16 protein-coding genes, 2 tRNA genes and 1 rRNA gene are annotated in these 20,312 nt (G+C 62.7%); 7 read left to right on the top strand and 12 right to left on the bottom strand.

The genetic code is table 11. From position 1 onward, the window contains the following. The 5 genes from rrf to H6X51_RS16640 all read left to right on the top strand — a co-directional run. Positions 1 to 77: ribosomal RNA gene (rrf, locus tag H6X51_RS20495) — 5S ribosomal RNA — on the top strand; the annotation flags it as partial. Between the two features lie 191 nt (positions 78 to 268). Then, on the top strand, positions 269 to 1,813 hold the full coding sequence (locus tag H6X51_RS16655; RefSeq protein WP_185268594.1) for a 2-isopropylmalate synthase: 1,545 nt from the start codon (positions 269 to 271) through the stop codon (positions 1,811 to 1,813). Then, complete coding sequence (locus H6X51_RS16650; RefSeq protein WP_185268593.1) at positions 1,813 to 2,592, top strand: hypothetical protein; 780 nt, start codon at positions 1,813 to 1,815, stop codon at positions 2,590 to 2,592. Before H6X51_RS16655 ends, H6X51_RS16650 begins: the two co-directional genes overlap by 1 nt. Continuing rightward, positions 2,589 to 3,041 carry a ribosomal protein S18-alanine N-acetyltransferase gene (rimI, locus tag H6X51_RS16645; RefSeq protein ID WP_185268592.1) on the top strand — a complete coding sequence of 151 codons (453 nt, stop codon included), beginning with the start codon at positions 2,589 to 2,591 and terminating at the stop codon, positions 3,039 to 3,041. Before H6X51_RS16650 ends, rimI begins: the two co-directional genes overlap by 4 nt. Positions 3,042 to 3,073: 32 nt before the next feature. Continuing rightward, positions 3,074 to 3,970 carry a DMT family transporter gene (locus H6X51_RS16640; RefSeq protein WP_185268591.1) on the top strand — a complete coding sequence of 299 codons (897 nt, stop codon included), beginning with the start codon at positions 3,074 to 3,076 and terminating at the stop codon, positions 3,968 to 3,970. On the opposite strand, the gene H6X51_RS16635 is transcribed toward H6X51_RS16640, so the two are convergent. After that, complete coding sequence (locus tag H6X51_RS16635) at positions 3,960 to 4,970, bottom strand: AraC family transcriptional regulator (RefSeq protein ID WP_185268590.1); 1,011 nt, start codon at positions 4,968 to 4,970, stop codon at positions 3,960 to 3,962. The two genes, H6X51_RS16640 and H6X51_RS16635, sit on opposite strands and share 11 nt — an antisense overlap. A 132-nt stretch (positions 4,971 to 5,102) precedes the next feature. Between H6X51_RS16635 and H6X51_RS16630 the strand changes: the two genes are divergently transcribed. After that, positions 5,103 to 6,719, top strand: a complete 1,617-nt coding sequence (locus H6X51_RS16630; RefSeq protein ID WP_185268589.1) for an FAD-binding dehydrogenase — start codon at positions 5,103 to 5,105, stop codon at positions 6,717 to 6,719. Between the two features lie 19 nt (positions 6,720 to 6,738). Then, entirely contained in the window at positions 6,739 to 8,475 is a 1,737-nt protein-coding gene (locus H6X51_RS16625) for a thiamine pyrophosphate-binding protein (protein ID WP_185268588.1), read from the top strand. A 128-nt stretch (positions 8,476 to 8,603) separates the two neighbouring features. On the opposite strand, the gene H6X51_RS16620 is transcribed toward H6X51_RS16625, so the two are convergent. The 11 genes from H6X51_RS16620 to H6X51_RS16570 all read right to left on the bottom strand — a co-directional run bounded on the left by H6X51_RS16620 (position 8,604) and on the right by H6X51_RS16570 (position 20,308). Further along, positions 8,604 to 8,680: transfer RNA gene (locus H6X51_RS16620), tRNA-Met, on the bottom strand. A 101-nt stretch (positions 8,681 to 8,781) separates the two neighbouring features. Next, on the bottom strand, positions 8,782 to 11,625 hold the full coding sequence (locus H6X51_RS16615; RefSeq protein ID WP_185268587.1) for a DUF748 domain-containing protein: 2,844 nt from the start codon (positions 11,623 to 11,625) through the stop codon (positions 8,782 to 8,784). Positions 11,626 to 11,700: 75 nt separating this feature from the next. Then, a complete protein-coding gene (locus tag H6X51_RS16610) occupies positions 11,701 to 13,263 on the bottom strand; it encodes a phospholipase D family protein (protein ID WP_185268586.1) in 1,563 nt (520 codons plus the stop codon). A 185-nt stretch (positions 13,264 to 13,448) separates the two neighbouring features. Continuing rightward, a complete protein-coding gene (gene ychF, locus H6X51_RS16605; RefSeq protein WP_185268585.1) occupies positions 13,449 to 14,549 on the bottom strand; it encodes a redox-regulated ATPase YchF in 1,101 nt (366 codons plus the stop codon). Between the two features lie 37 nt (positions 14,550 to 14,586). Beyond that, positions 14,587 to 15,174 carry an aminoacyl-tRNA hydrolase gene (gene pth, locus H6X51_RS16600; protein ID WP_328795707.1) on the bottom strand — a complete coding sequence of 196 codons (588 nt, stop codon included), beginning with the start codon at positions 15,172 to 15,174 and terminating at the stop codon, positions 14,587 to 14,589. A gap of 32 nt (positions 15,175 to 15,206) precedes the next feature. Continuing rightward, positions 15,207 to 15,839, bottom strand: coding sequence for a 50S ribosomal protein L25/general stress protein Ctc (locus tag H6X51_RS16595; protein ID WP_185268584.1), 633 nt, complete (start codon positions 15,837 to 15,839; stop codon positions 15,207 to 15,209). A gap of 100 nt (positions 15,840 to 15,939) precedes the next feature. Further along, positions 15,940 to 16,881, bottom strand: coding sequence for a ribose-phosphate pyrophosphokinase (locus tag H6X51_RS16590; protein ID WP_185268583.1), 942 nt, complete (start codon positions 16,879 to 16,881; stop codon positions 15,940 to 15,942). Between the two features lie 122 nt (positions 16,882 to 17,003). Continuing rightward, positions 17,004 to 17,078 (bottom strand) — tRNA-Gln (locus H6X51_RS16585). Between the two features lie 32 nt (positions 17,079 to 17,110). Then, positions 17,111 to 17,962, bottom strand: coding sequence for a 4-(cytidine 5'-diphospho)-2-C-methyl-D-erythritol kinase (gene ispE, locus H6X51_RS16580; RefSeq protein WP_185268582.1), 852 nt, complete (start codon positions 17,960 to 17,962; stop codon positions 17,111 to 17,113). Then, positions 17,959 to 18,576: a lipoprotein insertase outer membrane protein LolB gene (lolB, locus tag H6X51_RS16575; protein WP_185268581.1), complete on the bottom strand. Its 618-nt coding sequence runs from the start codon at positions 18,574 to 18,576 to the stop codon at positions 17,959 to 17,961. Before lolB ends, ispE begins: the two co-directional genes overlap by 4 nt. 1 nt (position 18,577) lies before the next feature. Further along, a complete protein-coding gene (locus H6X51_RS16570; RefSeq protein ID WP_185268580.1) occupies positions 18,578 to 20,308 on the bottom strand; it encodes a tetratricopeptide repeat protein in 1,731 nt (576 codons plus the stop codon). Positions 20,309 to 20,312: the final 4 nt, after the last annotated feature.

Genomic DNA, 20,312 nt, shown 5'->3' with positions numbered 1-20,312 from the left:
CCGAACTCAGCAGTGAAACGATGCATCGCCGATGGTAGTGTGGGGCTTCCCCATGTGAGAGTAGGTCATCGTCAAGCTTCAAACAGAAAACCCCGATCTGGACACAGGTCGGGGTTTTTTCTTTACGCGATCGGGGTGCAGCGCCCCTGCGCTACACCAACTGACCCGCAGGCAAACTCGACCACCCGAAAGCAGTGCGGAAACGAGCCAGCTCAGATGGCGGTGGTATAATCTCCATATTGCGGTTTCCGTTGCCGAGGAGAGGTTCATGAGTCAGGATCGCGTCATCATATTCGATACCACCTTGCGTGACGGTGAGCAGAGTCCCGGCGCCTCGATGACCCGGGAAGAGAAGCTGCGTATCGCCAAGGCGCTGGAGAAGCTGCGGGTGGATGTCATCGAGGCCGGTTTCGCCATCGCCAGTCCGGGTGACTTCGAGGCGGTGAAAGGGATTGCCGACACCATCAAGGACAGCACCATCTGCAGCCTTGCACGGGCGGTCGATGCGGATATCGATCGGGCTGCCGAGGCATTGGTCAATGCCAACTCCGGGCGTATCCATACCTTTATTGCCACCAGCCCCATCCATATGGAATACAAGCTGCGCATGCAGCCTGAACAGGTGATCGAGCAGGCGGTACATGCGATCAAGCGGGCGCGTAACCTGTGCGCTGATGTGGAGTTTTCCTGCGAGGATGGTGGTCGTTCTGAGATCGACTTTCTGTGCCGAATCATCGAACAGGCGATCAAGGCCGGTGCGCGCACCATCAATATCCCCGATACCGTCGGCTACGCGATCCCGCATCAGTTCGCCGAGACCATTCGCCAGGTCATCGAGCGCGTTCCCAACGCCGACCAGGCGATCTTTTCGGTGCATTGCCATAATGACCTCGGCCTGGCGGTAGCCAACTCGCTGGCAGCCGTCAGCGCAGGTGCGCGGCAGGTCGAGTGCACTATCAATGGCCTGGGTGAGCGTGCCGGTAATGCCTCGCTGGAAGAGATCGTCATGGCCATCAAGACGCGCCAGGATGTACTGGGCGTGCAGACCGGTATCGTTACCGAGCATATTCTCAGCACCTCCCGCCTGGTCTCCAGCATCACCGGTTTTCCGGTGCAGCCGAACAAGGCCATCGTGGGCGCCAACGCCTTCGCCCATGAGTCCGGTATTCACCAGGATGGCGTGCTCAAGCACCGCGAAACTTACGAGATCATGAGTGCCCAGTCGGTGGGATGGCATGCCAACAAGCTGTCGTTGGGCAAGCTGTCCGGGCGCAATGCGTTTCGCACCCGGTTGCAGGAACTGGGTATCGACCTGACCGACCAGGACGAACTGAATGCTGCGTTCGCCCGCTTCAAGGAGCTGGCGGACAAGAAGCACGAGATATTCGATGAGGATCTGCAGGCGCTGGTATCCGATACCGTGACCGATGTAGTGGAGCGCATGCGCCTGGTGTTTCTGGATGTCACCTCGCGGACCGGAGAAACTCCGGTGGCGAAAGTCACCGTGGAGGTGGATGGTGTCGAGCAGCAGGCTTGCGCGTCGGGCTCCGGCCCGGTGGATGCGGCCTTCCGGGCATTGGAGCAGATCGCCGGTTCCGGTGCGTCGCTGCAGCTGTACTCGGTCAACGCCATTACCGAAGGTACCGACTCCCAGGGTGAAGTCACCGTTCGCCTGGAAAGGGGTGGTCGTATCGTCAATGGCAATGGCGCCGATACCGATATCGTGATTGCTTCCGCCAAGGCCTATATCAACGCATTGAATCTGATGCATTCGGACGCATACAAGGCGCACCCGCAGGTCGAAGGTATCTGATGCTGGAATCGACACGTCTGGATTATCTTGCCGCCATGGGCGTGACCGGTTGGGTACCGCGGCACGCCTTGCCCCATGCAGCCTTCCGCCTGCCGCCGGAGTTGCCGGACATCGCGGATGAGCCGCAGGAGAGCGCAGGGGATGCGATTGCCGTATCGCCGGCCACGGTGCAGATAGACACGCCGAAGGCGGCGGCCCCCGCTCGGGCGAAGATCATCGTGCGTCCTTCCAGGCCGGAGCCAGCGCCGGCCACGGTCGTCGCGCCCCCAGCTGCCGAGCCCGAGGTCAAGCTACCGCCGCTGGAATCCTTCTATCTGCAGTTATGGATGGCGGGTCCCTGCGCATTGTTGATCGAGACCCCGGAACCGGGGCTGGAAAGCGCATCGCCCGCGTTGCGCCTGCTCAAGGACATCCTGCGTGCAGTGCGCCTGCCGCAGGTGCCGCATCTGTATGCGGACTTTACCTGGCCGCTGAATAGAAACCCGCAGTTCGATCGCAGTGCCCCGGCAGCCAGCCTGGCACTGCAAGCCTTCATGCAGGGGCGCCTGGAAAGTGAACCGGTGGTATCCATCGGCTGCTTTGGCACTTACCCCCGACTGTTGCTGGGGCCGGAGCTGGACGGGCAGGATCTGGTCTGTGGCCGCGAGGAGGCACTGGAACAGCTGCCGCCGGCATGGTTTGCACCTGATCTGGAAGCCTTGATGAAGGACTCGGCGAGCAAGGCACAATTGTGGCAGCAACTGAAGCGCATCATGTCCCGCTGGCAGGTTACGCAATGAGTGAACCGGTGTTTCGTCCCATGACCGAGGCGGACGTGGAGGCAGTATTGAATATCGAGTTCGCCGCTTTCAGTCATCCCTGGACCCGTGGCATCTTTCTGGACTGTGTAAAATCCGGCTATGAATGCTGGATGATGTTCCTCGGTGATCAGCAGGTCGGTCACGGTGTGCTGTCGGCCGCTGGGGATGAATCCCATCTGCTGAATCTGACGGTCAAACCGGAGAGCCAATGCAATGGATTGGGTGGCAAGCTGCTTGCGCACTTGATCGAGCAGGGCAGGCAGCGCGGGGCCGAGACGACCTTTCTCGAGGTCAGGGAGTCCAATCAACCAGCCATTCGACTGTATGAGCGCTTCGGCTTCAATGAAATCGGTCGCCGCCGAGGATACTATCCCGCCGTCGGCGGCCGTGAGGATGCGCTGGTCATGGCCTATTCGCTAATCGACTGAGTCTGCGCTCAATCACCACCAATGGCTTGTTTATGTCGACGCGACAATGGGCTGTTATCGGCCTGCTGACCACCGCCCTGGCCTGGGCCGGGAACGCCCTGATCGCACGGGCCTCGGCGGGCATGTTACCACCGATCAGCCTGTCTTTCTGGCGCTGGAGCTGCGCCCTGTTGCTATTGCTGCCGTTCACTGCACGAGGGGTGTGGCAGCATCGCCAGCTGTTGTTGGCACACTGGAAGCGCCTGGTGATCCTGTCGGCGCTCAGCATTGCCTCCTACAACACCTTGCTGTACCAGGCTGCGCAAAGCACCACCGCTATCAACCTGACGCTGGTCGGTACCGGGCTGCCGGTGGCGGCGTTCTTCTGGTCGGTGGTGCTGCTGCGCCAATGGCCGGCATGGACGACATTGTGTGGCGCCTTTCTGGGGTCCTGCGGGCTGCTATTGATCCTGGCGGGTGGGCAACCGGAGCGCTTGCTGATGCTGGAGTTCAATGACGGTGACCTGATCATGCTGGCGGCGGTGCTGTCCTGGGGGCTGTATTCGGTACTGTTGCAGCGCTGGATCATGCCGGTGCCGGGGCTGATATTGATGGCCGCCATGCTGCTGTGTGGGGTGCCGTTGCTGGTGCCGTTCTTTCTCTGGGAGTTGGTGCATGTCGGGCCGATGCCGCTGAGCTGGCAGGCTGCCGGGGCGGTGGGGTATACCGCTGTGTTTGCCTCGCTGCTGGCCTATGTGGCCTGGAACAATGGCGTCAAGGTACTGGGGCCGGCTACCGCCTCGCTGTTCAGCTACCTCACACCGGTGTTCACCGCGCTGCTGGGCGTGCTGCTATTGAGCGAACAGCTGTACTGGTATCACCTGGCCGGTGGCGCGCTGACGTTTCTGGGGTTGCTGTTGGCGACACGCTGGCCACAGGTCAGTCGATAGGTGGCGGCCTGGATTGCGCGCGCCATTGCCGGGGTGCCTGACCGCTCCAGCGCTTGAAAGCCCGGGAGAAGGCGGTCTCATCGGCATAGCCCAGATGCAACGCCAGATCGGTGATTGACTGCCCAGAGAGCCGCAGTTGCTGCCTTGCCTCGCTGTAGCGCACCTCATCCAGCAATTGGCGAAAGCTCAGCGAGCGGGCCTGCAAGGCCTGCTGCAGGCTGCGTGGGTGGCGGTCCAGCAGGCGCGCCACTACCTCAAGCCGTGCCTCGCCGGTGGGCAGGATCGATTGCAGAACCAGCCGCACCTGGCTGGCCAGGTCGCCGGGTACCTGGTGGCGCAGGGCGTATTCTTCCAGCAGATGATTCTTGAGCTGCAGGCGCTGCTCCAGCGGGCGCAAGGCAAGGGTTTGGGCACTGGCCCTGATACCATCGAGTGGCTGCTCGAACAGCACCGGGCAGCCGAAGAACTGTACATAGTCCTGCACCCGTCCCATGCAGGCGTGGCGCATGGATACTTCCAGCGGTTGCCACTGGTCACCGAACAGGCTGCGCATGGAACGGTGTACTACCCCCAGGCCCAATTCCAGCAACTGACGCAGATCCACCGACTCCTGCAGTTGCAGACGATACTCCACTTCCAGATAGCGATCGTCCTGCCGCGCGTTCAGGGTTATGCCCTGGGCATGCAGATGCACATATTGCTGGGTCAGCTTGAGCACCTCGGTGAAGCTTTCCGCCTGGGACAGCAACAGGCCGAAGGGGCCGAGCACCAGATAGTCATGGTAGTGGCTCAGGCGCAGGCCGAAGTCGGCACAATTGCCTCGCTCGGCGGCAAGGGTCAGCACCTGGGCAAAGCGTGCATAGGGCAGATGCAGGGCGGCGCGGCGCAGCAACAGCGGGTCCAGCCCGCAGCTCAATAGCAGATCATTGGGGTTCAGCCCGTGGCTGCGGCACAAGCTGTCGAAACCGATGAATACCGCGCTGCGGGCAAGTTGTGACATGGGAAAACCAGCTGGATAGGTATGTCCAGCCTGCGTAGCCATGCGTGAAATGTCAACTTCCCCTTCGTGAAATGTCAGGCCTCTTGTTTCCCGGCTGTCTATCATCAAGGCAGCACCAAGGGAGGGGAGTTCATGACCAAGGCGCAGCATGCGTGTGAAACGCTGGTGATCGGCGCTGGTCTGGCAGGCATCAGTACAGCGCTGGAGCTGCTGGACCTGGGGCGTAGTGTGTTGTTGCTGGATGCGGCACCGCGCAGCCAATGTGGCGGGCAGGCCAATGATGCCTTCGGTGGCATGTTGCTGTGCGGCACGCCTGAGCAGAAGCGCAATGGCATCTCCGACTCGCCGCAACTACTGCTGGAGGACTGGTGCCGGGCGGCGTTGTTCCAGCAGGATGATCTGTGGGCGCGGCGCTGGGCCGAGGCCTATGCCACACGCAATCGCATTGATATCTACGACTGGTTGCGGGCGCGGGGCGTTGGCTTCTTCCCGGCGGTGCAATGGGTCGAGCGTGGCAATCATGGCGATGGCAACTCGTTGCCCCGTTACCATGTCGCCTGGGGCTGTGGCCGCGGTGTGGTGCAGACGTTGGCAGCGCAGCTGTTCGGCCATGCGCGCCAAGCGCAGTTGAAAACGCTGTTCGAGCACCGGGTAACCGGCCTGCTGCAGTGCGATGGCGCAGTGGTCGGCTGTTGGGGGCAGGGCCCGCAGGGAGATTTTGAAGTGCGTGCCGAGCATGTGGTCCTGTGCAGCGGCGGGATCAATGGCAACCTGGAACTGGTGCGCCGGCATTGGGACCCGATCTATGGCCCGTGCCCGGAGAACCTGCTCAACGGCACTGACCCGCGTGCCGACGGTGCGCTGCATGAGCAGGTGCGCGTGGTCGGCGGCCAGGTGGTCAAGCTCGGGCAGATGTGGAACTACGCCGCGGGGATCGCGCACCCGCAGCCGCAGTATCCAGGGCATGGCATCAGCCTGATTCCGGCACGCTCGGCACTGTGGCTGGAGCCCAGCGGCCGGCGCATAGGCCCCTTGCCCCTGGTGACCGGCTTCGATACCCATGACCTGTGCAAGCGTATCGGCCATCTGCCCGGACAGTACGGCTGGCAACTGCTCAACTGGCGTATCGCAATCAAGGAACTGGCGGTCTCCGGCACCGATGCCAACCCATTGTTCCGCGATCGCAAACTGCTGCGCCTGTTGTGGCAGACCTTGACTGGTAACCGCAGCCTGGCACGTGAACTGATCGAGCAGTGCCCGGATGTGCTGGCTGCAGACAACCTGGATGAGCTGGCCCGGAGCATGGCGGCATTGGCCGACGATGGGCGCCTGGACCCGCAGGCCATGCGCGCGGATGTACAGCGCTATGATGCGATCATCGATCGCGGCCCGGCATTGCACAATGACGAACAGCTGCGCCGCCTGCAACAACTGCGTCAATGGCGTAGTGACCGCATGCGTACCTGCCGCTTCCAGAAAATACTCGATCCGCGGGCAGGCCCATTGATGGCCATCCGTACCCGCCTGATCAGCCGCAAGAGCATGGGTGGCATGCTGACCGATCTGCAGTCGCGCATCCTGAACCACCAGGGGCAGGTCGTTCCGGGACTGTATGCGGCCGGCGAGGCCGCCGGGTTCGGTGGGGGCGGCATCAGTGGCATACGCTCGTTGGAAGGCACCTTCCTGTCCAACTGTATCTTCAACGGGCGGCGGGCGGCGCGGGCCATCGCCAACCGACCCCTGGAATAACAATATCGGAGAATGGACCATGAAGAAAACCGGAGCTGCACTGGCACGCTTTGCCCTCGAACAACTGGGGGTGACCCACACCTTCGGTATTCCCGGGGTGCACAATACCGAACTCTATGATGAGCTGAATGCGTCCGGGCAGATCCAGCCGGTGCTGGTTGCCCACGAATGCGGTGCGGCCTTCATGGCCGATGCCGTCAGTCGCACCGGCGACAGCATCGGCACCCTGGCCATCGTGCCCGCGGCGGGGGTGACCCACGCTGCCAGCGGCATTGGCGAGGCGGGGCTGGACGGCATTCCCATGCTGATCATTTCCGGCGGCATCCACAGTGAAAACGGGCGGCGCTACCAACTGCACGATATCGATCAGCACAGCCTGCTCAAACCCATCACCAAGGCCAGCTTCCGTATTCTCAGCCATGCCGAGGTGATTCCCACCTTCTATGAAGCCTACCGTATCGCCACCAGTGGCGAGCCGGGGCCGGTATTCATCGAGCTGCCCTACAATATCGGCAACTTCCTGGGTGAGGTGGACGGATTGCCTGCCTATCAGCACGACGCTGCAAGCAGCGATATCCTACCGGATAGCCGGGTAGTGCAGCAGGCAGCACAGATGCTGGTCAACGCCCGACAGCCGGGGCTGTTCGTCGGCTGGGGCGCGGTGGATGCCCAGCCGCAACTGGTGGAACTGGCCGAGCTGCTCGGCGCCCCGGTGTGCACCACGCTGCAGGGGCTCAGTGCCTTTCCCGGCAATCATCCGTTGCACGTGGGGATGGGCTTTGGCGCCTATGCAGTGCCGGCTGCGGAAAACGCCTTCGCCAATTGCGACTGCCTGCTGGCAGTGGGCACCCGCTTCTCGGAAATCCCCACCGGCAGCTTCAGCATGCCGGTGCCGGAGCAACTGATTCATATCGATATCAACCCCGAGGTGTTCAATGCCAACTACCCGGCCAGCCTGACCCTTGCCGGGGATGCCGTGCAGATCCTCCCGGCGCTGTTGGCCGAGGTGCGTGCCCTGCAGCCGCAACCGCGCGGTGCTGCGCTGACCGAGCAGATCGCCAGGGACAAGGCCGCCTACCTGCAGAGCTGGCTGCAGCATGACAGCAAGGGACGGGTCAACCCGGCACACTTCTGCCAGGAGCTGCGTCGGCAACTGGCGGATGATGCCATCGTCGTGGTCGATGATGGCAACCATACCTTCCTGCTGGCCGAACTGATGCCGATCCATATCGGACGTGGCTTCATATCCCCCAGCGACTTCAATGCCATGGGTTACTGCGTACCGGCGGCCATCGGCGCCAAACTGGCCAATCCGCAGCGCCAGGTGGTCGGTGTGGTGGGTGATGGGGCGTTGCGCATGACGGGCCTGGAGACCCTCACGGCCAGCAGCCTGAATGTCGGCGTGCCGCTGTTCGTCTTCAATGACGGCGAACTGTCCCAGATCGCCCAGGCCCAGGAAGTACCCTATAACCGCAAGGCCTGCACCGTGCTCAAGCCACTGAAGATCGCCGCCCTGGCCGAAGCCACCGGCGCTGCCTTCGTCAGCATAGAAAGCAATCAGGACTGTGCCGCAGGCATCGCCGAAGCATTGCGCCTCGCCGCTACCGGGCAGCCGGTGCTGGTGGACGTGCACATCGACTACAGCAAGCGCACCCGCTTTACCGAGGGCGTGGTCAAGGCCACCCTCAAGCGCTTTACCCCACGGGACAAAGTGCGGGTGGTCGGTCGGGCGCTGTGGCGGCGGGTGACGGGGTAGCAGATGGAGTCGTTGGCTGGATCGCCATGGTGTGGGCTTGGCTACGCCGTTTGGTCAGTTTCTGGGCATTTTCTGGTCTGTGGCCCAAAACAAAAAAGGCTTAGCCGAAGCTAAGCCTTTGAAAAGGTTGGTGGCTACACCGGGACTTGAACCTGGGACACCAGCATTATGAATGCTGTGCTCTAACCAACTGAGCTATGTAGCCATCCGAGGCGCGCATTATTCCCAGCTACGCGATTCTTGTCAAGAGGTGTTGCGCTCAATTGGTAAAATTTTCAACCGCTTAGCCTTCCCAGCTGGTTCCGCTCAGCGGCTGCCCAGTTGTAGCTCGGTGGCGACCAGGCCGTTGCTGTCGGCTGCCCCTTCGCTGGCATCCAGCAGGTGGATGCGCTCGGCTTCCATGCCGCCTTCGTCCACCAGCCAGTCCTTGATGGTGGCGGCGCGTTGCTGCGCCAGTCGGCGCAGAGGCAGCGGGCTGTCGCTCCAGCTCTCGATCAGTGCCTGGCGCATGGCCAGATCACGTTCCTCGCGGGACAGCTCCTTCCATTGCTCGGGCACCGGCAGCGCGCGCTGCTCATGCAGTTCACGGACCAGCCTGGCCTGGTCTTTCTCGTCCAGCTCGATCTCTGCCGGGTTTTCCGGGGGGCGGCGCATCTTGCTGGCGGCCAGTTGGCGCATTTCATGTTCCAGGCGCTGGGCCGCCAGGGCCGGGCCGTCGGCACTGATAGCGCTGATGCCTTCCACTTCCAGAATCAGTTGTGGGCGCTCCTGCAGGGCAGTGGACAGAGTGCCCAGGGTCTGTCTGGCCTCGGGGTTCAGCTCGGCGCTGCCGGCAGCGAAGCCGAGCTGGCTGAGATCGGTATCGCCGGCACCGGCCAGGCCGGCGATGAACTTGAACGGGGCCTGTGTGGCACGCAGCACCAGGTTGCGCAGGGTCTGCCAGACGATCGGCATGACGCTGAATTCGGGGTTGTTCAGATCGCCTGCTACCGGTAGTTCGATATCGATATTGCCTTTGGTGTCCTTCAGCAGGGCGACTGCCAGCCGCACCGGAAGGTCCACTGCATCGGGGCTGTCGACCCGTTCGCCGAGCTGCAGGTCCTCCAGCAGCAGGCGGTTGTCGGCCTTGAGCTGACCCTGGTCGATCTGGTAGTGCAAGTCCAGGTTCAGCCGGCCCTTGCGGATGCGGTAGCCGGCGAACTTGCCGGAGTAGGGGGTAAGGGTGGTCAGTTCGACATTCTGGAAGCGGGTAGCGATATCCAGGCTGTTGAGCGGGTCGAAGGGTGTCAGGCTGCCCTTGATGCTGACCGGCGCGTAGCGGTCGACCTTGCCGCTGAGGTCCACGGCTGCGGCCTTCGGGCTCTGGTTGTCCAGCGTGCCGATATGACCGTTCAGTTGCTCGATGCCGGTGGCGAAGTTGGGACGCAGGCTGAAATCGGCGAAGTTGGCCGAGCCATTGGCGATATCGATGCCGCCGATGCGGATGGCCATGGGTTCGCTATCTGTACTGTCACTGGCTTCGGCTGCGGGCTGGGATACCACCAGGTCGCTGAAGTTGGTGGACATGTCGCGGTTGATGATGAAGCGCACATAGGGTTGCTGCAGGTTGACCTTGCCGATGCTCAGGCTGTCGCCCCGGTAGTCGATCTCGTCCAGTTGCAGGCTCTGCCATTTCAGCAGGTCGCGCTTGGCCGGACCGTCCACCACATGCAGTTGCTGCACTCCGGCCTGGCCGGTTACCTGCAGTTGCAGCGGCTCCAGTTGGCTGAGCTGCACCCGGCTCCGGGTGCCGAGCAGGCCGGATTTGAGCTCCAGGCGCACCAGCGGCTCGATGTACGCCTGGGCCAGTGTCAGATCGATATCCCGGGTCTCGACCTGCAGGTCGGCGCTGATCGGGTTGATGCCAACTTCGCCGGTGATGTTCAGTTGACCGTCGGTATTCAGCGCGGTATCCAGGCTCAGCTGGAAGGGCGTTTCGGCCAGGCTGTCGAAGTCGTTCAGGTCCAGGTTCAGCGGACCTATATCCAGCTGTACCGGTTGGGGCGGCTGGTGGTCGGTCAGGTGTAGCTGGTAGTCGCGCAGTTGCGCATCGGTCAGCAGGATGCGCCATGGGGCTTCTTCGGACTCGGCAGATTGCTCGGTCGCTGAGGTGCCTGGTTGTAGCAGCTGCAACCAGTCGATCTGCCCATCCGCTTGCCGGGCGGCCCAGGCTTCCAGCCCCTGGCTGCGGATGGAGCCCAGGTGTACCTCGCGCCTGGCCAGGTCCAGCGATGTGTCGCTGATTTCCAGACTGCTCAGGCGCAGCAGTGGATTGTCTGCCGACGCCAGATCGAGACCGCTGAGTTGCACCCGGACACCGGACAGCAGCAGTTCGGTCTCTGAGGCCAGGCTGAGCTGGTATTCGCTGCTGAGGTCCAATGAGCCCTGGTGCAGGGTCAGCGGCAGTTGCTCCTGCACATAGGGCCAGAAGGTTGCCAAGCGCGCCTCGCTGATCCGCAGCGTTCCGCTGGAGGTCAGCGGGCTGATACCGAGCCGGCCTTCCCAGTCGATGCGGGCACCGTAGGGGCCGCTGGCGCTGACCTGCATCAGCGCATTGTCCTCGGGCAGGGTGCTGAGATTGGTCAGCTCGATGTCCACCGCGTCATAGCCGAACTCGACCGGTTCGGCGGGGCGCAGGTCGCGAAACTGCAGGCTGTTGTCGATCAGTGCCAGGCGGTCGATGCGTAGCGGGAAGGGCCCGCTATCGCTGTCCTCGGGCTGCTCCGGTGATTCCGGCAGAATGAACAGCTCGGCAAGGTTGAGGCTGCCGTTCTCAGCAAAATGTACCCGTGTGCTGGCCTGTTCCAGTTCCAGGTCACGCAGATGTACGGCGCGGGTCCACAGGCTGTCTATCTGCAGGTTGGCATAGAGCCGGGAGAAGGCCACTTCCGGCTGCTGCGGCTCGCCGATATGCAGGCCGTGGAGAGTCAGCTCCAGGGTGAAGGGGTTGAACTTGATGTCATCCAGCTGCGCAGGCACGGTCGCCCGTTGTTCGAGCTGTTTGTTGACCAGGTGCAGGGCGATGGCCGGCAGTAACACAAAGCCCAGCAGGGCATACAAGGTCAGTGCCGCGACCAGGCTGATCAGCAGGGTTTTCGGTTTCATGCGCATGAACATCATCCGGCTCGCTTCAGATAGACCGGAGTATCGCATGCCTGCCGGCAAAACTGGACCAGTAGTGGCGCGTCAGAGCAGCCACTCGATTGGCAGGAACGACAGAAACCGGATACCGCTGCGCTTGAGCAGCCCGGTATTGGGTTCCCGATCATGCCGGACCTGCCGGTCGCCCAGTTGCTCCAACCAGTAGAGCTGGCCGCTTTCATCCAGCCGAACCTGATAGGCGTTGGCGGGGATGCTGCTGTCGAAGGCGGCATGGACGGCCCGGGCCAAGGGCGGGCTGTCGATGACAAAGCCCAGCTCGGTATTCAGGTTGGCCGAGCGCGGATCGAAATTGAACGAGCCGACGAAGACCCGCTCGCCGTCCACGGCAAAGGTTTTCGCATGCAGGCTGGAACCGGAGCTGCCAAAGGGCCCGGCGCTTTCATTGCGTTCCAGGTGCGGTGAGAGACGGCGCATTTCATACAGCTGTATGCCGGCCTGGAGCAGGTCCCTGCGCCGCTTCGCGTAACCGGCGTGTACCGCCGCCACGTCGGTGGCGTCGAGCGAGTTGGTCAGGATGCGCACATCGATACCCCGCTCGGCCAGGGCGGTAAAGGCGGCGACGCCGGTGGCGGTTGGCACGAAATAGGGCGAGACCAACACTACCGCCTGGTTCGGCTGCTCCAGGATCTGCGCAAGTTGATAGGTCAGCAGGCCGTTGGCTTCGGCCTGGCCCAGGCCCTTGGCCGGGTCATCAGTGACCATGCGCGTCTGCGCCCATTCCAGAGGCAAGTCACCGCTGAGCAACTGGCGGGTGAAGTCGGACCGGGCAATCGCTGCGACATAGTCGGCCGCGCTGGCATCCTGCTCGATGAGTGCCGCCCGCTGGCTCAGTTGGGCCAGGCTTCTGGCAGAAACCGCGGGCAGGACCTGTTCCACCGGGTAGGAGGAGCCGCTGGCCCAGTAGCGGTCGAAGTCCGTCGACACTTCAGCAACCACCGGGCCGACGGCCAGCACATCCAGATCGGCGAATAGAATCCCTTCGGTCGCGCCAAAATATTCATCGCCGACATTACGCCCGCCGACAATGGTGGCCTGATTATCGGCGGTGAAGGACTTGTTGTGCATGCGCCGGTTGGCCCGGGAAAAATCGGTGATGTAACCGAGCCACTTGGGGTTGCGCACCTTGAACGGGTTGAACAGGCGTACTTCGATCTGCGGGTGCAGCGCCAGGGCCGCCAGCTCCGTATCCAGTCCTGCGGTGCCGTTGTCATCCAGCAGCAACCTGACACGCACACCGCGATCCGCGGCAGCATGCAGCTCTTCCAGCAACAATGTGCCGGTCATGTCGCCGTGCCAGATGTAGTACTGCACATCCAGAGTGCGCTCGGCGGCCCGTGCCAGCAGCGCCCGCGCGGCAAAGGCGGCATGCGGATCGGCCAGGGCATGAATGCCGCTCTTGCCCGGGTGGACAGCCAGGCGCGGGGCCAGCCCTTGCCCGAGGCGGGTGGCCTGGGCGGCCTCGGGAGCCAGCGCGCTGGAGGCAATCATGTTCTGCGCCGGCAGGCTGCAACCGCCCAGCAGGGCGCCAAGCAGAATGACCGGCAGCCATTTGGCTGCCGGTATGGAGAAGAGGCTGATGGGAAGCATGCTCTCATGTTGTCCTGGTACTGGGGGCTGCCATATTCCGGGCAGCCGGGAATGTCGCTGCGCAGCATATCACCTGTGGTGATCGGAATGAGTTGCCGGATAGCCGGGCAGGTTTTGCAGCAAAGAAAAACCCCTTGAAGAGGTGATCCTCAAGGGGTCTTGGTAGCGGCTGGGTTCTGTACGTCTCAGACGTTGAACCGGAAGTGCATCACATCCCCATCCTTGACGATGTACTCCTTGCCTTCCAGTCGCCATTTACCGGCTTCCTTGGCACCGGCTTCGCCGTTGTACTGGATGAAGTCGTCGTAGGCGACCACTTCGGCGCGGATGAAACCTTTCTCGAAGTCGGTGTGGATTACACCTGCGGCCTGGGGGGCGGTGGCGCCGACCTTGACGGTCCAGGCGCGGACTTCCTTGACCCCGGCGGTGAAGTAGGTCTGCAGGTTGAGCAGTTCATAGCCGGCGCGGATCACGCGGTTCAGGCCGGGCTCGTCCATGCCGATGGCTTCGAGGAACATGTCCTTCTCCTCGCCGTCGTCCAGCTCGGCGATCTCTGCTTCGATCTTGTTGCATACCGGCACCACCACGGCGCCTTCGGCATCGGCGATCTCGCGTACGATGTCGAGGTAGGGGTTGTTGTCGAAGCCTTCCTCGGAGACGTTGGCGATGTACATCACCGGCTTGCTGGTCAGCAGGTGGAAGCCCTTGATCAGCTTCTTCTCCTCGTCGGCCAGCTCCTTGAGCAGGGTGCGTGCCGGTTTGCCTTCGGTGAAGTGCGGGATGAGCTTTTCCAGCAGGGCCTTCTGCGCGACGGCTTCCTTGTCGCCACCCTTGGCGTTGCGCGCCACGCGTTGCAGCTGTTTCTCGCAGCTGTCCAGGTCGGCGAAGATCAGTTCCAGGTCGATGATCTCGATATCGCGCTTGGGGTCGACGCTGTTGGAAACGTGAATGACGTTGTCATCATCGAAGCAGCGCACCACGTGGGCGATGGCGTCGGTTTCGCGGATATTGGCCAGGAACTTGTTGCCCAGGCCTTCGCCCTTGGAGGCGCCTTCGACCAGCCCGGCGATATCGACGAACTCCATGGTGGTCGGCAGGACTCGCTCGGGTTTGACGATGGCGGCCAGGGCGTCCAGTCGCGGGTCGGGCATGGGAACGATACCGCTGTTCGGCTCGATGGTGCAGAACGGAAAGTTCTCGGCACCGATGCCGGCCTTGGTCAGTGCGTTGAACAGGGTGGATTTGCCGACGTTGGGCAGTCCGACGATACCGCAATTGAATCCCATACTGGTGTCCTCTGCCGTTTACGGCGGCGAAAATGAATCAGGCCTTGAAGCTGTGCAGGCGTTGCATGACGCGGGTCCAGTCACCGGCAACCATGCCGGGTACCTCGCGCAGTGCTTCGTCGATACAGGCGTCCAGCGCCTGCTGTTCGGCCTTGGGGGTGCGGCCCAGCACATAGCCTGTGACCTGCGAGCTGTGACCGGGGTGACCGATACCCAGACGCAGGCGGTGAAAACCATTGTTGTTGCCCAGGCTGGCGATGGTGTCGCGCAACCCGTTGTGCCCGCCATGCCCGCCACCTTTCTTGCATTTGACCGTACCCGGTGGCAGGTCCAGCTCATCATGAGCGACCAGGATTTCGTCGGGGGGGATACGGTAGAAACCGGCAAGGGCGGCAATCGCCTGGCCGCTGCGGTTCATGAAAGTGGTGGGGATGAGTAGGCGAACATCCTGACCATTGACGGTCAGGCGGCCAGTGAGGCCAAAAAACTGTTTTTCCTGACGTAGAGTCAGGTTATGAGCATCCGCAAGACGCTCAACGAAAAGAGCGCCCGCGTTATGCCGGGTCATGTCATATTCCGGCCCCGGATTACCAAGACCGACGATCAACTTGATTCCCTGCGTCACGACGGGCGCCCCTCCAGGATTTCAGCGGGAAATTATTCCGCTGATTCCTCACCTTCACCAGCTGCGTCATCGGCGGCGGCAGCGGTACGCTGGGCCATGATGTTGACTACCGGCAGGTTGTGGTCGTCACCCAGAGCCAGACTCGGGATGGTCACGCCCTTGGGCAGTTTCAGGTCGGCCAGGTGCAGAGACTGACCAACCTTCAGCTCCAGCAGGTCGACTTCGATGAAGTCGGGCAGGTCTTTCGGCAGGCAGCTCACTTCGATTTCCGGCAGGTTGCGGAAGACCATGCCGCCTTCCTGCTTGACGCCTGCGCAGGTGTCTTCGTTGAGGAAGTGCAGCGGAACATGCACGGTCACTTTCTGGCCGGCAACGATACGCTGGAAGTCAGCGTGCATGATGCGCGGCTTGGCCGGATGACGTTGCAGTGCCTTGAGCAGGACTTCTTCTTTCTTGCCATCAATGGACAGGCCGATGATGGAGGAATAGAAAGCTTCGTTTTCCAGTGCCTTGTTCAGTTCGCGGGCGGCGATGGAAATACTTTGCGGCTCCTTGCTGCCACCGTAGACGATAGCCGGAACCAGGTCGGCGTTACGACGCAGGCGGCGGCTCGCACCTTTCCCCAGATCGTCACGCACATTCGCATTCAAAGTGAAGTCGACCATTGATAGTCTCCTTGCTGTGTGTCCGGGCACTTGCGACCAGTGCGTCGGACAATTGATAAAACCCGGCGGTATTGCCGGGCTGTTTGATCAGCGTCTGTTCCTAGCGGAACATGGCGCTGATGGATTCTTCATTGCTGATACGGCGCATCGCCTCGGCGATGATCGGTGCCATATCCAGCTGGCGGATGCGCTCGCAGTGGTCTGCGGCGGGGCTCAGCGGAATGGTGTTGGTCACCACCAGCTCATCGAGTACCGATGCATTGATGTTGTCGATCGCCTTGCCCGACAGGATCGGGTGGGTGCAGTAGGCCGATACGCGGGTGGCACCGAAGTCCTTGAGGGCCTTGGCCGCGGCGCACAGGGTGCCGGCGGTATCGACCATGTCGTCGACCAGGATGCAGTTGCGGTTCTCGACTTCACCGATGATGTGCATCACTTCCGACTGGTTGGCCTTGGGCCGGCGCTTGTCGATGATCGCCAGGTCGACACCGAGGCTCTTGGCCACGGCACGGGCGCGCACTACGCCACCGATATCGGGGGAGACGATCAGCAGGTTGTCCAGGCGCTGGTCCTGGATGTCGTCGATCAGTACCGGCGAGCCGTAGATGTTGTCCACCGGGATATCGAAGAAGCCCTGGATCTGGTCGGCATGCAGATCGACGGTCAGGACGCGATCGACACCGACCACGTCCAGCATGTCGGCCACTACCTTGGCGCTGATCGGCACGCGGGCCGAACGCGGGCGGCGGTCCTGGCGGGCATAGCCGAAGTAGGGGATCACGGCGGTGATGCGCGAGGCGGACGAGCGGCGCAGGGCGTCGGTCATGACAATCAGTTCCATCAGATTGTCGTTGGTCGGCGCGCAGGTCGGCTGGATGACGAACACATCCTTGCCACGTACATTTTCATTCAATTCAACGCTGACTTCGCCGTCGCTGAAGCGACTGACCAAGGCGTCACCAAGGGGGATATGCAGTTGACGCACGACACGTCGTGCAAGGTCGGGGTTTGCATTCCCGGTGAAGACCATCATCTTGGACACGCTACATTACCTTCTGGGTAGTGGTCTATGCGATGAGTCAGTGAGAGAGCCGGGCGAACAGAAACACGCCTGGCCGGTCGAGCCGGACTCAAGATGTCATGAATTATTGCTGCCGGAGAAAATGGCAGGGGCGGCTGGATTCGAACCAACGCATGGCAGGATCAAAACCTGCTGCCTTACCGCTTGGCTACGCCCCTGTAACTGTCCGGATGCTAAGGTTGCATCCTTCTTACGTCGCTTTGTCGAGTAAAGCATGTAACGGCGAAACGTTACATCCCTTTGCAACAAAGGCTTGCAGAGTGGCTGGCAACCGGGCGCGAACTTTATCAGCTTCGCGTTCGTTTGGGAAGGCCCCAAACAAGCAACTGCCAGTTCCGGTCATCTTAGCCTCACAAAATTTGTTTAGCAAGATCAACGTGTTACGTATTTCAGGGTAACGCGCTGTGACAACCGGCAAGCAGTCGTTCCGACCACCGTGCTCTCGAAAGGCCGCTAATGTAATAGGCGTCGTGTCGCGAGTCAACCTTTCATCGGAAAAAATTTCCGCGGTGCTGACGTGACAGGGCGGTACGACCACCAGATACCAGGGTTCGTCCACCTCCACCGGGGTCAGTCGCTCACCAACGCCCTCGGCCCAGGCCGCGTGGCCGCGGACGAATACCGGCACGTCGGCGCCCAGCTGCAAACCCAGTTCGGCCAGTTGCTCCTCGCCCATGGCGGTCTGCCACAGGTGATCGAGCCCGACCAGGGTGGTGGCGGCATCCGAGCTGCCGCCGCCGAGGCCGCCGCCCATCGGCAGGCGCTTGTCCAGGCGGATGTCCGCGCCCAGGCTGGTGCCGCTGGCCTGTTGCAGGATGCGGGCGGCGCGCAGGATCAGGTTGTCCTCGGCCGCCACGCCCGGCAATGCACTGAGCAGCCGCAGTTGGCCGTCGCTGCGCGAGGTGAAGTGCAGGGTGTCGCCATGGTCGAGAAACTGGAACAGCGTCTGCAGCAGGTGATAGCCATCGCTGCGACGACCGGTGATGTGCAGGAACAGGTTCAGCTTGGCCGGGGCCGGCAGGCTCAGGGTGGTGGTTGTCATTCGCTTGTATGCGGTTCCCAGCGGGTAATGACCAGCGTCAGCAGCACGTCATGGCCGGACAACTGCAGGCGCTGGGGCAGTTGCAGGCCATCGATCTGCTGGTAGCGGCTGTACTCGACGGTCCAGCCGGCCTGCGCCAGGCGTGCCAACTGGCTGTCGGGGTTGAGTTGCAGGCGGCTGGGGCTGTCCGGGGCGGGCAGGCCGCGCACCCACCACAGCAGGTGCTCGACCGGCAGGCGCCAGCCGATCTGCTGTTCCAGCAGGGCTTCGGCGGAAGCGGCGGTGGCCGGTGGCTGACCGGCGATTTCCAGCACGACCCCGGCATCGCTGCCCTGGATGCGGGTGGCGCCGCGGCCCAGGGGGCCGGACAGGCGGATGTCGTATTGGTCCTGCTGTTGCAACCAGAGCAGGGTGCCGCTGCCGGACTCAGCCGGTGCACGCACGCCCAGTTTGCCCTGCAGTGTCCAGTGGGTGAGCGGGGTCACCGCGTTGCGGTGTACCTGCCAGGCGGCAGGGTCGCCACCGAACTCCAGGGTTTCGCGTTGGTGCAGGCTGCTACAGGCGCTCAGTGTCAGGGCTAGGGCCAGCAGGAGCAGAATACGAAGCGGCAGCATCTCAGTTGGCCTTCAGGCGTTTGCGGGTGGCATCAATCAGCGAGCTGTCCTCGGCGTCCCTGGCGGCCTCATCCCAGATGGCCCGGGCTTCACGGTGCCGGCCCTGCTGCCACAGCACTTCGCCGAGATGGGCGCCGACCTCGGCATCGGGATAGGCGCTGAATGCCTGGCGCAGCAACTGCTCGGCCTGTTGCAGATTGCCGAGCCGGTAGTGCACCCAGCCAAGGCTGTCGAGGATGGCCGGGTCGTCCGGTTTCAGCTCATGAGCCTGTTCTATCAACTGCAGGGCTTCGTCGAGTCGCTCGTTGCGGTCGGCCAGGGTGTAGCCCAGGGCATTGAGTGCCATGGCGTTGTCCGGTTCCTGGTCCAGAATCAGGCGCAGGTCGGCTTCCAGCCCGGCCGGGTCGCCAAGGCGCTCGGACAGCAGCGCCCGGGTATACAGCAGGTTGTGGTTGCGTTCGAATTGCCTGAGTGCCTCGTTGGCACGCTGCATGGCCTGTTGCGGGTCTGCCGGCGCCAGGGTCTCGATTTCCAGCAGGTACAGTTCCAGCGCCTGTTGCGGATAGGTGCTGCGCTCGTCGCGCATGAGGGTGGCCAGTTCGCCACTGCGCTCGCGTTGCACCAGCAGCCGGCTGATGCGCAGGCGCGACGGCAGGAACTCCTCGCCGGCACCGATGCTCTGCCAGGTCTCGATGGCAGCGTCCCATTGCCCGGCGCGTTCATGGGCAGCACCGAGGTGATAGGCTGCGGCGGCGTTACCGGGGTCCATTTCCAGCAGTTGCTGAAGATCCCCGATGGCGGCCTCGGTATCACCGCTTTCCAGCTCCACCAGCGCCAGTGCCAGGCGTATTTCGTCGTCCTCGGGATTCTGCCTGGCCAGTTCGCGGAAGTGGGTGATGGCGGCCTGGTGATCCCCCTGGCTGACCAGCATCCTGGCCAGCAGCAGGCGCATGCGACCGTCGTCGGGGAATTCACCGACGCCACGCTGCAGCACCGCTATGGCTTCATCCACATCACCGAGCCCGGCATGCAGGCGGCTTTGCAGCATGATCGAGGCGCTGGTGCGATTATGCCGGGTGTGTTCCTCGAGCAGCTCCAGGGCTTCATCGGTGCGTTGTTCTTCCTGCAGCAGCAGGGCCGCGGCGAAGCTCAACTGGGCGTTGTCGGGATAGCGCTGCAGCAGCTCCAGCAGATTGTCCAGCATGCTGGCGCGGGTCTCGCTGTCGGCCTGCAGTGCGGTCAGTGCCAGCAGGTCGAAGTGGGTGTCGTCCTGCAGCAGCAACACCTGCTCCATCATCTGCATGGCCCGCTCATGCTGGCCGGCGCGGGCCAGTTGCAGCGCGGCGGCACGCAGGGCGTCGGGGTTGTCGGGGGCCACTTCGGTCCACAGCAGCGCCATGTCCATGGCCTGCTGGTGGGCGCCGAGGAATTCGGAGATTTCCATGGCCCGCTCGATGATGCCCGCGTCCCGGGTCACCACAGCCTGTTCCAGATAGTTGTTCAGGGCGATATCGAAGCGGTTGCGCTGCCCGGCGATTTCCGCCGCCAGCAGGGCGTAGAGGGTATCGGCCTGGAACTGGCCATAGACGGTCGGTTCCTCACTCGGAGTCGGGATGACCGGTGACTGCAGCGGCGCCGGGGGTGGCTCCGGGGTCGTGTCGGTGACCGCGCAGCCGGTGATCAGCAGACTGACTGCCAGCGCCAGAAGCGGGTGGTGGGATCTTGCCGTCATGGAT

This window comes from Halopseudomonas xiamenensis, from assembly GCF_014219065.1.
Taxonomy (GTDB): Bacteria; Pseudomonadota; Gammaproteobacteria; order Pseudomonadales; family Pseudomonadaceae; genus Halopseudomonas; species Halopseudomonas xiamenensis.
Note: the sequence above shows the minus strand (reverse complement) of the source record. Positions and strands in the feature narration are given on the sequence as shown.

Bases quoted from the DNA above. Each gene is read 5' to 3' on its own strand.
- H6X51_RS16650 (WP_185268593.1), top strand. From the start codon at position 1,813: ATGCTGGAATCGACACGTCTGGATTATCTTGCCGCCATGGGCGTGACC.
- H6X51_RS16615 (WP_185268587.1), bottom strand. From the start codon at position 11,625: ATGCGCATGAAACCGAAAACCCTGCTGATCAGCCTGGTCGCGGCACTG.
- H6X51_RS16635 (WP_185268590.1), bottom strand. From the start codon at position 4,970: ATGTCACAACTTGCCCGCAGCGCGGTATTCATCGGTTTCGACAGCTTG.
- ispE (WP_185268582.1), bottom strand. From the start codon at position 17,962: ATGACAACCACCACCCTGAGCCTGCCGGCCCCGGCCAAGCTGAACCTG.
- rimI (WP_185268592.1), top strand. From the start codon at position 2,589: ATGAGTGAACCGGTGTTTCGTCCCATGACCGAGGCGGACGTGGAGGCA.
- H6X51_RS16610 (WP_185268586.1), bottom strand. From the start codon at position 13,263: ATGCTTCCCATCAGCCTCTTCTCCATACCGGCAGCCAAATGGCTGCCG.
- ychF (WP_185268585.1), bottom strand. From the start codon at position 14,549: ATGGGATTCAATTGCGGTATCGTCGGACTGCCCAACGTCGGCAAATCC.
- H6X51_RS16630 (WP_185268589.1), top strand. From the start codon at position 5,103: ATGACCAAGGCGCAGCATGCGTGTGAAACGCTGGTGATCGGCGCTGGT.
- H6X51_RS16640 (WP_185268591.1), top strand. From the start codon at position 3,074: ATGTCGACGCGACAATGGGCTGTTATCGGCCTGCTGACCACCGCCCTG.
- H6X51_RS16655 (WP_185268594.1), top strand. From the start codon at position 269: ATGAGTCAGGATCGCGTCATCATATTCGATACCACCTTGCGTGACGGT.
- H6X51_RS16570 (WP_185268580.1), bottom strand. From the start codon at position 20,308: ATGACGGCAAGATCCCACCACCCGCTTCTGGCGCTGGCAGTCAGTCTG.
- H6X51_RS16595 (WP_185268584.1), bottom strand. From the start codon at position 15,839: ATGGTCGACTTCACTTTGAATGCGAATGTGCGTGACGATCTGGGGAAA.
- H6X51_RS16625 (WP_185268588.1), top strand. From the start codon at position 6,739: ATGAAGAAAACCGGAGCTGCACTGGCACGCTTTGCCCTCGAACAACTG.
- lolB (WP_185268581.1), bottom strand. From the start codon at position 18,576: ATGCTGCCGCTTCGTATTCTGCTCCTGCTGGCCCTAGCCCTGACACTG.